Annotated in this window: 12 protein-coding genes; 11 read left to right on the top strand and 1 reads right to left on the bottom strand. The window is 61.0% G+C overall.

The features are described from left to right. Positions 1 to 405, bottom strand: a 405-nt coding sequence (locus tag VJR90_11305; GenBank protein ID HKV98057.1) for an excinuclease ABC subunit UvrA, incomplete at its 3' end; no start/stop codon positions are given. A 249-nt stretch (positions 406 to 654) separates the two neighbouring features. Here VJR90_11305 and rfbA point away from each other — a divergent pair. The 11 genes from rfbA (at position 655) to wbpD (ending at position 12,033) form a co-directional block, all read left to right on the top strand. Then, complete coding sequence (rfbA, locus tag VJR90_11300) at positions 655 to 1,536, top strand: glucose-1-phosphate thymidylyltransferase RfbA (GenBank protein ID HKV98056.1); 882 nt, start codon at positions 655 to 657, stop codon at positions 1,534 to 1,536. Further along, on the top strand, positions 1,536 to 2,084 hold the full coding sequence (rfbC, locus tag VJR90_11295; protein ID HKV98055.1) for a dTDP-4-dehydrorhamnose 3,5-epimerase: 549 nt from the start codon (positions 1,536 to 1,538) through the stop codon (positions 2,082 to 2,084). The genes rfbA and rfbC overlap by 1 nt, the downstream gene beginning before the upstream one ends. After that, the gene (gene rfbD, locus VJR90_11290) at positions 2,081 to 2,947 is read left to right on the top strand and encodes a dTDP-4-dehydrorhamnose reductase (protein HKV98054.1); all 867 of its coding nucleotides are present in this window, start codon (positions 2,081 to 2,083) and stop codon (positions 2,945 to 2,947) included. Before rfbC ends, rfbD begins: the two co-directional genes overlap by 4 nt. Next, positions 2,940 to 4,010 carry a dTDP-glucose 4,6-dehydratase gene (gene rfbB / locus VJR90_11285; GenBank protein ID HKV98053.1) on the top strand — a complete coding sequence of 357 codons (1,071 nt, stop codon included), beginning with the start codon at positions 2,940 to 2,942 and terminating at the stop codon, positions 4,008 to 4,010. Before rfbD ends, rfbB begins: the two co-directional genes overlap by 8 nt. Before the next feature lie 414 nt (positions 4,011 to 4,424). Continuing rightward, entirely contained in the window at positions 4,425 to 5,642 is a 1,218-nt protein-coding gene (locus VJR90_11280) for an MFS transporter (GenBank protein HKV98052.1), read from the top strand. Between the two features lie 359 nt (positions 5,643 to 6,001). Further along, the gene (ssb, locus tag VJR90_11275; GenBank protein ID HKV98051.1) at positions 6,002 to 6,460 is read left to right on the top strand and encodes a single-stranded DNA-binding protein; all 459 of its coding nucleotides are present in this window, start codon (positions 6,002 to 6,004) and stop codon (positions 6,458 to 6,460) included. A gap of 336 nt (positions 6,461 to 6,796) precedes the next feature. Then, positions 6,797 to 8,074, top strand: a complete 1,278-nt coding sequence (locus tag VJR90_11270) for a Wzz/FepE/Etk N-terminal domain-containing protein (protein ID HKV98050.1) — start codon at positions 6,797 to 6,799, stop codon at positions 8,072 to 8,074. Between the two features lie 2 nt (positions 8,075 to 8,076). Beyond that, the gene (locus tag VJR90_11265) at positions 8,077 to 9,810 is read left to right on the top strand and encodes a bifunctional sulfate adenylyltransferase/adenylylsulfate kinase (protein HKV98049.1); all 1,734 of its coding nucleotides are present in this window, start codon (positions 8,077 to 8,079) and stop codon (positions 9,808 to 9,810) included. A 195-nt stretch (positions 9,811 to 10,005) separates the two neighbouring features. Then, complete coding sequence (locus VJR90_11260; protein ID HKV98048.1) at positions 10,006 to 10,149, top strand: adenylyl-sulfate kinase; 144 nt, start codon at positions 10,006 to 10,008, stop codon at positions 10,147 to 10,149. Positions 10,150 to 10,483: 334 nt separating this feature from the next. After that, a complete protein-coding gene (locus VJR90_11255; GenBank protein HKV98047.1) occupies positions 10,484 to 11,437 on the top strand; it encodes a Gfo/Idh/MocA family oxidoreductase in 954 nt (317 codons plus the stop codon). A gap of 8 nt (positions 11,438 to 11,445) precedes the next feature. Then, positions 11,446 to 12,033 (top strand): UDP-2-acetamido-3-amino-2,3-dideoxy-D-glucuronate N-acetyltransferase, encoded by a 588-nt coding sequence (gene wbpD, locus VJR90_11250; protein ID HKV98046.1) that lies wholly within the window; start codon positions 11,446 to 11,448, stop codon positions 12,031 to 12,033. The last annotated feature ends 25 nt before the right edge of the window (positions 12,034 to 12,058 follow it).

The raw sequence follows: 12,058 nt of genomic DNA, 5'->3' as shown, positions 1-12,058 counted from the left end.
CATCTGCTGCACGGTCTGGGCCGAGATGATGCGCCCGCACTTCGGGCAGTGCGGGACGCCGACCCGCGCGAACAGCACCCGGAGGTAGTCGTAGATCTCGGTGACGGTTCCGACGGTCGAGCGCGGGTTCTTCGAGGTGGTCTTCTGCTCGATCGAGATCGCCGGCGACAGTCCCTCGATCGAGTCGAGGTCCGGCTTCTCCATCTGCTCAAGGAACTGGCGCGCATAGGCCGACAGCGACTCGACGTAGCGCCGCTGCCCTTCGGCGTAAATCGTGTCGAAGGCGAGCGACGACTTGCCCGAGCCCGAGAGCCCGGTGATCACGATCAGCCGGTCGCGCGGCAGGTCCACGTCAATGTTGGCGAGATTGTGGGTGCGCGCCCCACGGATGCGGATGCTGTCCATTCGAGCCCTGAAAAAACCGCGAACCGCTTACTATACGCCGGGCATCAAGCCCGGCGCAAAATGCGCAAGAGCCAAAAGTCATGAGCGCGGGGAAAGAGAGGCGGGGGCAATTGTGGGAGCGGCCGTCTCGACCGCGATTCCGCGGCCTGCGTGACGGCGGCCACCAGTGGACCGGATACTATCCACAGCGATAGTGTGCGGTAGGAAAACACGGTAGGCTGTGCCCTTGGTCGGGCAGGCGAAGCCTCTATGAACTACAAAGGCATCATTCTCGCCGGCGGCAGCGGCACGCGTCTCTACCCGGTGACGCGCGCGGTCAGCAAGCAATTGCTGCAAGTGTACGACAAGCCCATGATTTACTACCCGCTCACCACCCTGATGCTGGCGGGTATCCGCGAGATTCTGGTGATCTCGACGCCCCACGATCTGCCGCGCTATCAGGAACTGCTGGGCGACGGTAGCCAATGGGGCCTCGCGTTCAGCTATGCGCCGCAGCCGAAACCCGAAGGCCTGGCGCAGGCGTTCATCATCGGCGAGCGTTTCATCGGCGCGGGACCGGTGGCGCTCGTTCTCGGCGACAACATTTTCTACGGCACCGGCCTGGCGCAGCAGTTGACGGCCGCCGCCCGGCAGGACCGCGGCGCCACGGTTTTTGCCTACTACGTCAATCATCCCGAGCGCTACGGCGTGGTGCAATTCGACGCGGCCGGCAAAGTGCTTGGTATCGAGGAAAAACCGCAGCAGCCCAAATCCAGCTACGCGGTGACCGGCCTGTATTTTTACGACCACAGCGTGGTGGGCATCGCCAAATCCCTGAAGCCCTCGGCGCGCGGCGAGCTTGAAATCACCGACGTCAACGAACGCTATCGCCGGCAAAGCAGTTTGCGCGTGGAGTTGATGGGGCGAGGGATTGCCTGGCTCGACACCGGCACCCATGAGTCGTTGCTCGATGCCGCGAATTTCATCGCCACCATCGAAAACCGTCAGGGCCTGCAAGTCGCCTGTCCCGAGGAGATCGCCTTCAGCCAGGGATTCATTGACCACGAGCAGGTGCTGAAGCTCGCCGCGCCACTGAAGCAGACCGCTTATGGCGAATATCTCCTACGCCTGGTCAAAGCGGGCGACCGCTGATGGAATTCCTGCCGACGGCTATTCCGGATGTGATTCTGGTCAAACCGCGCGTATTCGGCGATGCGCGCGGATTTTTCATGGAAACCTGGGAAGCAAAAAAATTTACTGCTGCAGGGCTGGATGTAAAGTTTGTCCAGGACAACCATAGTTTGTCAGTTAAAAATACCCTGCGCGGCTTGCATTACCAGATTCAGCATCCCCAGGGAAAACTGGTGCGCGTCGTAGCGGGCGAGGTGTTCGACATCGCCGTGGATCTGCGCCGCAGCTCGCCAAGCTTCGGCAAATGGGTAGGCATGATTTTGTCGGCCGGGAACAAGCAGCAGCTCTGGGTACCGCCGGGATTTGCTCACGGCTTCATGGTACTGAGCGATACGGCGGAGTTTGTGTACAAGTGCACGGATTATTACGCGCCGCAGCACGAACGCACGCTCCTGTGGAACGATCCGGGCGTCAAGATTGCCTGGCCGCTCGCACCCGGACAGGCGCCGATCCTGTCGGACAAGGATCAGGCGGGCAAGCCGCTGCGCACGGCGGAGACTTATCCGTGAGAGTGCTGATTACCGGCGCCAACGGTCAGCTGGGTAGCGCCTTGCTCAAGACCGCGCCGGCCGCCGCCGAGATCAAGGCGGCAGGCCGCGAGCTGGATATCTGCGCGCCGGCCGCGCTGCAAAAGGCCGTGCAGGCATTCAAGCCTGCGCTCATCGTGAATACAGCCGCCTACACGGCCGTGGACCGGGCCGAGTCGGAGCGTGAGCGGGCGTTCGCGGTAAATGCAACCGGCGTGGAAAATCTGGCGCGCACGGCACGTGCAGGCGGTGCACGCCTGATCCATGTCTCGACCGATTTTGTATTTGACGGGCACAAGTCTTCGCCATATCTGCCGCAAGACGAAATGCGGCCGCTGGGCGTGTATGGTGCCAGTAAAGCCGAAGGTGAAAAGCGCCTGCGAGCGGTGTTGGGGGACGCGGCGGTCATCGCGCGTACCGGGTGGCTCTACGCGGACAAGGGTCAAAACTTCGTCAACACCATGCTGTGCCTGATGCGCGAGAAAGACAGCCTCGGCGTGATTGCCGATCAGGTCGGCACGCCGACCTGGGCGGGAAGTCTGGCGGAAGTCATCTGGATAATTGCCGGGGATCCGAAGATAGCCGGCACGCATCACTGGAGCGACGCTGGAGTGGCAAGCTGGTACGACTTTGCCGTGGCCATCCAGGAAGAAGCGCTCGCAGCCGGATTGCTTGCTCGCGCCATCCCGATCCGGCCGCTCGCGACTTCCGAATACCCGTTGCCCGCCCGGCGCCCCGCGTACAGCGTGCTCGATAAACGCTCCCTGATTTCGGCCACCAATCTGCAGCCCGTCCACTGGCGGGTGAATCTGCGACGCATGCTCGGGGATCTTCGCCATGCGTAGGCTGCTGGTCACCGGCGGCGCCGGTTTCATCGGTGCGAATTTCGTGCACTACTGGATCGCGCAACATCCGCAGGATCGTATTGTGGTGCTCGACGCGCTCACCTATGCCGGCAATCCGGCGAGCCTCGATGCCGTGCGCGATCACCCGCAATTCCACTTCGTGCACGGCAACATCTGCGATGAGGCTCTCGTCAACGCCCTCATGGGCGAAGAGCGGATAGATACCGTAGTGCATTTCGCCGCCGAGTCGCACGTGGACCGTTCCATCACCGGCCCGGATGCCTTCGTTGAGACCAACGTGGTCGGCACGCACGTACTGTTGAAAGCTGCACGGCGCGCCTGGCTGGATACCAAGAGCGCGGCCAGGGCGCACCGCTTTCACCATGTTTCCACCGACGAGGTGTACGGCAGTCTCGGATCGGGCGATCCGCCGTTCACGGAGAGCACGCCGTACGCGCCGAACTCCCCGTATTCCGCCAGCAAGGCGGCCTCGGACCATCTGGTGCGTGCTTACCACCATACCTACGGTCTGCCGGTCACGATCAGCAACTGTTCCAATAACTTCGGACCGTACCAGTTTCCGGAAAAACTCATCCCGCTGATGATCGTGAATGCGCTGCACGCCAAGCCGCTGCCGGTGTACGGCGACGGCGGCAACGTGCGCGACTGGCTGTACGTCACCGATCACGTGCGCGGCATCGAGCGGGTGCTGGAACGGGGCCGCGTGGGCGAAACCTACAACATCGGTGGCAACAACGAACGCCGCAATATCGAGCTGGTCGAGGAGATTTGCGGGCTGCTGGATCGCGCATTCCAATCCTCACCCAAGCTGGCGGGGACTTTTCCGGATTGCCCGGCGGCACACGAAGCCAGCACGTGCGAGCTGATCACTTACGTTACGGACCGTCCCGGACATGACCGCCGCTATGCGATTGACGCCGGCAAGATTTCCCGTGAATGCGGCTTTCAGCCTGCCGGCCGGCCTGCAGCAGCACTCGAAGCCACCGTGCACTGGTATCTCGCCAACCGTCAATGGTGGCAACCGCTGTTGCAACGCGCCTGACTGCGCGGGGCACGTACGCGGAGTGGTAAAACTTTGAATGAAAATGTTTGTGGGAGCGGTGGTCCCCACCGCGATGCCTTTGACTCCCCCCCTTTGCAAAGGGGGGTGAGGGGGGGGTTGATGGTTTGGAATCGCGGCGAGTATCGCCGCTCCCGACGGGGTCGTGGTGGCAATGATTCAGTGGGAGCGACGTTCCCCGTCGCGATGCCTTTGGCTAAGAATCGCGGCGAATATCGCCGCTCCCACCAGACGGATGCTGCCGTAATGATTGGGTGGGAGCGGTAGTATTGGATTTTGTGGGAGCGACGGTCTCCGTCGCGATGTCTTTGATTCCCATCCCCCCTTTGCAAAGGGGGGCGAGGGGGGATTTTACGAACACGGCTGGCAATCGGCGTACATTTGCTTAGACGCTCCATGACAAAAACCGCTTCCATGACCGGCACCGAACGCCGCGCCGCCTTGTCGCTGGCCGGCATTTTCTCGCTGCGCATGCTCGGGCTGTTCATGATCTACCCGGTGTTTGCGCCCTGGGCCCGGACCCTGCCGGATGCCACGGCCGTCACCATCGGCCTCGCGCTCGGCATCTACGGCCTTACCCAGGCGTTGCTACAGATTCCCTTCGGTTTTCTTTCCGACCGCATTGGCCGCAAGCGCGTGATTGCCGCGGGCCTGGTGCTGTTCGTGATCGGCAGCGTGATTGCGGCGCTTTCGCCCTCGATCTACGGCATCGTGCTTGGCCGCTTGTTGCAGGGCGCGGGCGCGGTAGGCTCGGCGGTGCTGGCGCTCGCCGCGGATCTCACGCGTGCGGAACATCGTACCAAAGCCATGGCGATCATCGGCATGACCATCGGTGCGTCCTTCGGCCTGGCGGTGGTCGTGGGCCCAGTGCTGAACGGATGGATCGGGGTGCGCGGCATCTTCTGGCTGACCGCGGTGCTCGCGGCGCTCGGCATCCTGGTGCTCTACGCGCTGGTGCCGCGTCCGGCCGCCCCCAAACTGCATGCCGAGACGGAAGCGGTGCCGGCGCTCTTCAAGCGCGTACTCGCGGACCGCGAACTGCAACGCCTGGATTTCGGCATCTTCATCCAGCACGCGATACTGACCGCGAGTTTCCTGAGCGTGCCCTTCGTGCTCCGCCAGGCCGGCATCGCGCTGCCCGATCAGTGGTACGTGTATCTGCCGGTGCTTGTCGTCTCGGTGGCATTTCTTGTGCCGCTGATTATTTTGGCGGAGCGCGGGCGCATGAAAGCCGTATTCCTCGTCTCGGTCGCACTGCTGGCCGCCGGCCAGCTGCTGTTGCTGTTCGGGCGCGCGAGCCTGCCGCTGGTGGTCCTGGCCTTGCTGGTGTTCTTCACCGGCTTCAACGTGCTCGAATCGGTACTGCCGTCGCTCATCTCGCGCCGCGCGCCGGACGATGCCAAGGGCACGGCTATGGGCGTGTATTCTTCCTCGCAGTTTTTCGGGATATTCGTCGGCGGCGTGCTCGGCGGCTGGGTCGAAGGCACGTGGGGCCTGAACGGCGTGTTCGGATTCTGTGCCGCGCTCGCGGCGCTCTGGTGGCTGGCGGCCTGGTTCATGCGGCCGCCCGCAGCCAGACGCTCTCCCCCTTTGGAAAAGGGGGATGAGGCGTGAATCGCGTTTCCCCCCTTTGAAAAAGGGGGGCGAGGCGCCAAGCGCCGAGCGGGCAGCCACGACGGCTGCCCTGGACTTTCGGATGAAGCAGGGTAAGCGGCAACGCCGCGAACGCCCATGCAGGACGCATGGGCCGGACTTTTGGCGGAGCACGACTGCGCAGCCAACAAGCGAAGTCCGAAAGGGGGGATTTGCAATGTCCGGCATTTATAGTTGGCAACTTCTGCGACTCCCCATGCCATCTTTTGGCAGTGGCTTTCACCTGCATCACCTGTTCAACCCGGGGTTTTCCCGTAAAATAGCCACCCCCGGCGCAAAACAGATGCACGGTCATACTACCGACCGGCGAGGGACAAGCCATGGCACGCGGCGTAAACAAAGTCATTTTGATCGGTAATCTGGGTGCGGACCCCGAAACCCGCTACATGCCTTCGGGCGGCGCGGTCACCAACATCCGCATGGCCACCAGCGAGTCCTGGAAGGACAAGCAGACGGGCGAGCAGAAGGACCGCACCGAGTGGCACCGCATTACCTTTTATGGGCGGCTGGCGGAAGTCGCCGGCGAGTACCTGAAAAAGGGCTCCCAGGTGTACATCGAAGGCAAGTTGCGCACCCGTACCTACGAAAAGGAAGGCCAGACGCACTATTCAACGGAAATCATCGCCGACAACATGCAGATGCTGGGCTCACGCGCCGGTGCCGGCGGCGCGGAGCGCATAACCGGCGACACTCATGGTGAACCGGAGCCGGCGGCCGCGCCGGCCGGCAAGCCAGCCAAAGCCGCCAATGATTTCAGCGACGACGATATTCCGTTCTGAGAACGCCTGACAGAATGAACAGCTGTGACAAATCCCCCCGCGCGCCAAGCGCGCTCCCCCCTTTGCAAAGGGGGGCGAGGGGGGATTTGATGATTTGGGATCGCGGCGTCGCGATGCCTTTGACTAAGAATCGCGGCGAGTATCGCCGCTCCCACAGGGTCGCTGTGGTGGCAATGATTCGGTGGGAGCGATGGTCTCCATCGCGATGGTTTTGGAATCGCGGCGAATATCGCCGCTCCCACCTGACGGATGCTGGCGGTCATTGCCACTCCCACAAGCGGCGCCGCGGCGGACTCGGTCAAGGATTGAAAATTCACTTTGAAGGTATCTTTGCAGATGACTACAGATCCGAAACAATCCGATAAAACTGCCATCCAGAATCCTGCTTCTTCCCCGGTTAGCCCGCAGTCTTGGGCGGGGGATTATCCGCCCGGCGGCGAGATTGATCTCGTGGATCTGGGCGTGCTGCTCTGGCGGCGCTGGCGCCTGATGCTCACGGTGTTTGTGGTGATAGTGGTGCTGGCCATCCTTGCGGCCGTGTTCAAGAGCCCGAGTTATGAATATACGGCCGGCATCCGTCTGGGTTACCTGATCACGTCAAACGGCACCGCCGTGCCGCTCGTGTCTTCTCAGTCCGCGGTCAATGCCCTGCAGAATGTCTATATTCCGGAGGCCTCACTGCAATATCTGCAGGAACCGCAGGCATCGGCGAATATCCCCAAGTTCACGGTGAACGCGGGGACGGACACCGGCAACAGCAGCACCGTGCTGTTGACTTGCCGCAGTGCCGGAAAACTGGGGCAGGCCTGCGCCGCCATCGAGAAGCTGGCCAGCCAGAATTTCGTCCGCGACAATTCCGGCGCCGGCGCCGCGGAACGCGCAAACCTGCAGGCGGAACTGAACGGCTCCAACCTGAATTTGCAGGCCTTGCAGAATCCCGCGGTCTTCGCGGTGCAGAAGCTGGCGGCGGAAAAGGCCATCGCCGACGCCAGGAACACTCTGGCGAGCCTGAAGGCGAACGCTCAGGTGCTGGCGGTACGCAAGAGCAAGCTCGAGGCCTCCGCGGATTTGTTGACCAAGCAGGCCGCGCAATTGCAGGCGCATATTGATGCGGCGCGCAAAGCCTCGATTGCCTCGGCTCAAAACGCGACCAGTCCCACCGAGGCCATGTCCAATCTGGTGCTCAGCACCGAAGTGCAGCAGAGCGTGAATCTGCTGAATCAGACCGAGCAGCAGTTGAACGTGACGCTGCCCCAGCAGCTCGCCGGCGTGCAAAAAGACATCACCGACAATACCCGTGCGCAGGCCTTGCAGGACCAGGTGATCGTGCAGAACCAGACCGCCTTGCAGAAGCTGCTGTTCAGTCACGGCCAGGATATCCAGAGTCAGAAGAACAATATCACCAATATCCAGGCCCAGCTCGACAACATTCAGGACAACAAAGTGCTGGGCGATCCTGTGCGTTCGGTCAAACCCGTGGGTCTCGGCCGCGGCGCGATGGTGGGGCTCGGCATCGTGATCGGCACCATTCTTGCCATCTTTGCCGCGCTGGCTGCGAATTACGTCGAGCAGGTGCGTGAGCGCCTGCGTTTCACCCGGGCCGCAGGGAAGTAGATATGGCCTCCAGTCCGGCGACGGCTGCGCCCGCGACCGCAATTGATAAGGGTTCACCGAAGGATTTGTTCGTGCCCGCCGACCGGCAGGACGCACTCAAAGCGGCCGCGCAGGCCTTTCCTTCCTGGGATCTCACCCCGCGCCAGCTTTGCGATCTCGAGCTGCTGTTGAACGGCGGCTTTGCGCCGCTCACCGGTTTTCTGACACGCGCCGATTACGATCGCGTGGTGGACGGGATGCGGCTCGCGGACGGCACGCTCTGGCCCATGCCGATTACCCTGGATGTCACGCACGAGTTCGCGCGCAAGCTCACGACCGGCGGTTCCGTTGCGCTGCGCGATCCGGAGGGTGTCCTGATCGCAGTGCTCGATGTGGAGGATTGCTGGGAACCGGACCTGCAGCGCGAAACTCTTGGGGTGTTCGGCACCGAAGACGAGCGGCATCCCTCGGTGTTCTATCTCAAACATCACACCAATCCCGTATATATAGGTGGGCATCTGCAAGGCATCGAGCCGCCGACGCATTACGATTTCAAACACCTGCGCCGCACACCGGCCGAGTTGCGCCAAGTGTTCGCGGAAATGGGCTGGAAGCGCATCGTCGCTTTCCAGACGCGCAATCCCATGCACCGCGCGCACCTGGAACTCACGCACCGCGCGGCAGAGCGGGTGGGCGCGAAGCTGTTGATCAATCCGACCGTCGGCATGACCAAGCCGGGCGACATTGACCACTACACCCGCGTGCGCTGCTACGAGCACCTCATCAAGCGTTATCCGCCCAACTCGGCTTTGCTGAGCCTCCTGCCGCTCGCCATGCGCATGGGCGGGCCGCGCGAGGCGCTGTGGCACGCGCTGGTGCGCAAGAACCACGGCGCCACGCATTTCATCGTGGGGCGCGACCACGCCGGTCCCGGTAAGGACAGCAAGGGCAAGCCGTTCTATGGCCCTTACGACGCGCAAACGCTGTTCAAGAAATATCAGGACGAGATGGACATCGAAATGGTGCCGTTCCGCATGATGGTGTACGTGAAAGAGCGCTCTGGCTATGCACCGGAAGACGAAGTCAAGCCCGGTGAAACCGTCATGACCATCTCCGGAACCCAGCAGCGCCAGCTTTTGCAGGAAGGCAGGGATATTCCCGACTGGTTCACCTATCCCGAGGTCGTGGCGGAACTGCGCAAGACCCATCCGCCGCGGAGCAAGCAGGGGTTCACGGTGTTTTTTACCGGGCTGTCCGGCTCGGGAAAATCCACCATCGCCAACGCGCTCATGGTGAAACTGCTCGAGATCGGCGGGCGTCATGTCACGATGCTGGACGGCGACTTGGTGAGAAAGCACCTATCGAGCGAACTCGGGTTCTCGAAAGAACACCGCGATCTGAACATCCAGCGCATCGGCTACGTGGCGAGCGAAATCACCAAGAACGGCGGCATCGCCATCTGCGCGCCCATCGCGCCCTATGCCGCCACGCGCCGCAAAGTGCGAGAGATGATCGAGCCGGTGGGCGGATTTTTTGAAGTATACGTGTCCACGCCGCTCGAAGTCTGCGAACAACGCGACCGCAAGGGTTTGTACGCCAAGGCCCGCGCCGGAGTGCTCAAGGAGTTCACCGGCATCAGTGATCCTTATGAGACGCCGGTATCGCCGGAACTTGCGCTGGACGCGGGCCATGGAAGCGTGGATGGGGAAGCCGAAGCGATACTATCGCTGATCAAGTCGGCCGGCTTTGTCGCGTGAGCTGACGGGGAGTTGACTGGACAGCCGAAATGAAACGTTCCCACCGAATCATTGCGGCAGCCTGTGTCTGGTGGGAGCGGCGATACTCGCCGCGATTCTTAGTCAAAGGCATCGCGATGCCGCGATTCCAAACTATCAAATCCCCCCAACCCCCCTTTTTCAAGGGGGGTGAGGGGGGATTTAACGCGCGCCGGAGTGCTCAAGGAGTTCACCGGCATCAGCGATCATTATGAGGCGCCGGTATCGCCGGAACTTACGCTGCATACTGCCCAGGGAAGCATGGACGAAGAAGCCAATGAAGTGCTCAGGCTCTTGCGGGATGCCGGATTCGTTGCGTGATACCCGAAAGTTATTCTCCGAAGAGTCTGCATCAGAAGGATCTGACTTGCATCCCTGTCAGGGATGGCGGCAACACCCCTGCTCATAGCCGGGGTGTAAGGGTCCCGTCGTTCCGATGAAAGCCGATACGACGTAAAATGGAGCGACTGGAGCATTGTAGGATTGCTGAGCGATTTTCTAGGCTTGGGAAGCAGCTTGATAGGAGCTGCGCAGTAAAACGACCGGCAACAAGAACAAGTAGCTACATGACCCGGATATTTGCGAGGCCTCCATCCAGGTCCGCTCCGGTATTAGGCATAAACTGTAAATGGCTCTTAAAGCAAGGGAGTAGACAGTGAAAAATTTCGGTTTGATTGGCGCTGCGGGCTACATTGCTCCGCGCCACATGAAAGCCATCAAGGATACCGGCAACAAGCTGGTGGCGGCGCTTGATCCGAGTGACTCGGTTGGCGTCATTGACGGCTACTTTCCCGGGGCCGACTTCTTCACGGAGTTTGAACGTTTCGATCGGCACGTGGATAAGCTGCGCCGTAAAAACCACGAAAACACAATTGATTTCATTTCCATCTGCACGCCAAACTATCTGCACGACGCGCACATGCGTTTCGGTCTGCGCTCGGGTTGTGACGTGATCTGCGAAAAGCCGCTGGTACTGAATCCGTGGAATATAGACGGCCTGCTAGAGATCGAGCGCGACACGGGGCACAAGGTCAATACCATTCTGCAGTTGCGCGTGCATCCATCCATCGTGGCGCTGCGCGAGAAAGTCCGTGCGGCCAAACACGATACCAAGCACGATGTGAATCTGACCTACATCACGTCGCGCGGCCATTGGTACCTGCAATCATGGAAGGGCGATATAAAGAAGTCCGGGGGTATTGCCACCAATATCGGCGTGCACTTCTTTGACATGCTGTATTTTATTTTCGGTGACTTGCAGCAGAATATCGTTCACTACGCGTCCGAAACCCGGAACGCCGGGTATCTGGAATACGAGCGTGCTCGCGTGCGCTGGTTTTTATCGGTGGATTACGCCGACGTGCCCGCAGCGCAGAAGCTCGCCGGCCAACGCACATACCGCTCAATCACGGTGGATGGGAAGGAAATCGAGTTTTCGGGCGGTTTCACCGATTTGCACACCCGCACCTATGAGCAGATCCTTGCCGGCCATGGCTATGGACTGGAAGCCAACCGCACCGCCATTACGGCCGTATCCACCATTCGCAATGCCAAGCCAATCGGGCTGGTGGGTGAATACCACCCGTTTCTCAAGGCTGTTGCGGCTTGAGCCTGAACATGGGGTACTTCAAGCATCCGAGCGCAATCGTTGATGAAGGCGCCCAGGTTGGCGAGGGCTCACGCGTGTGGCACTTTGTGCATGTATGTGGGGGCGCACGCATCGGCAAGGGCGTGTCGTTGGGGCAGAATGTGTTCGTCGGCAACAGAGTGATCATCGGCGACCGCTGCAAGATCCAGAATAACGTCTCGGTATATGACAACGTGACGCTGGAAGAAGGCGTGTTTTGCGGCCCCAGCATGGTGTTTACCAATGTTTACAATCCGCGAGCGCTGATTGAGCGCAAGGACGAATACCGCGACACACTGGTAAAAAAAGGCGCCACTCTGGGCGCCAATTGCACCATCCTGTGCGGCATTACCGTTGGCGAATTCGCCTTCGTCGGCGCCGGTGCTGTTGTCAACAAGGACGTACCCTCTTATGCGTTGATGGTGGGCGTGCCAGCACGCCAGATCGGCTGGATGAGCGAGTTTGGTGAACGGCTTGATTTACCGGTCAAAGGTGACGGCGAAGCGGTCTGCTCCCACACACAGGCGTGCTACAGACTAATAAACGGCGTGGTCCGCAAGACTGGAGCTGCGGCGTAATTGTTTGCCCGGTGTATAAATTTTG

This window comes from Gammaproteobacteria bacterium, assembly GCA_035279405.1.
Lineage (GTDB): Bacteria > Pseudomonadota > Gammaproteobacteria > Natronospirales > REEB76 > REEB76.
The sequence above is the reverse complement of the archived record's forward strand: the minus strand, read 5'-3'. Positions and strand labels throughout refer to the sequence as shown.

Coding starts and splice junctions, on each gene's coding strand:
- rfbA (HKV98056.1), top strand. CDS start 655: ATGAACTACAAAGGCATCATTCTCGCCGGCGGCAGCGGCACGCGTCTC.
- rfbC (HKV98055.1), top strand. CDS start 1,536: ATGGAATTCCTGCCGACGGCTATTCCGGATGTGATTCTGGTCAAACCG.
- rfbB (HKV98053.1), top strand. CDS start 2,940: ATGCGTAGGCTGCTGGTCACCGGCGGCGCCGGTTTCATCGGTGCGAAT.
- VJR90_11280 (HKV98052.1), top strand. CDS start 4,425: ATGACAAAAACCGCTTCCATGACCGGCACCGAACGCCGCGCCGCCTTG.
- ssb (HKV98051.1), top strand. CDS start 6,002: ATGGCACGCGGCGTAAACAAAGTCATTTTGATCGGTAATCTGGGTGCG.
- VJR90_11270 (HKV98050.1), top strand. CDS start 6,797: ATGACTACAGATCCGAAACAATCCGATAAAACTGCCATCCAGAATCCT.
- VJR90_11265 (HKV98049.1), top strand. CDS start 8,077: ATGGCCTCCAGTCCGGCGACGGCTGCGCCCGCGACCGCAATTGATAAG.
- wbpD (HKV98046.1), top strand. CDS start 11,446: ATGGGGTACTTCAAGCATCCGAGCGCAATCGTTGATGAAGGCGCCCAG.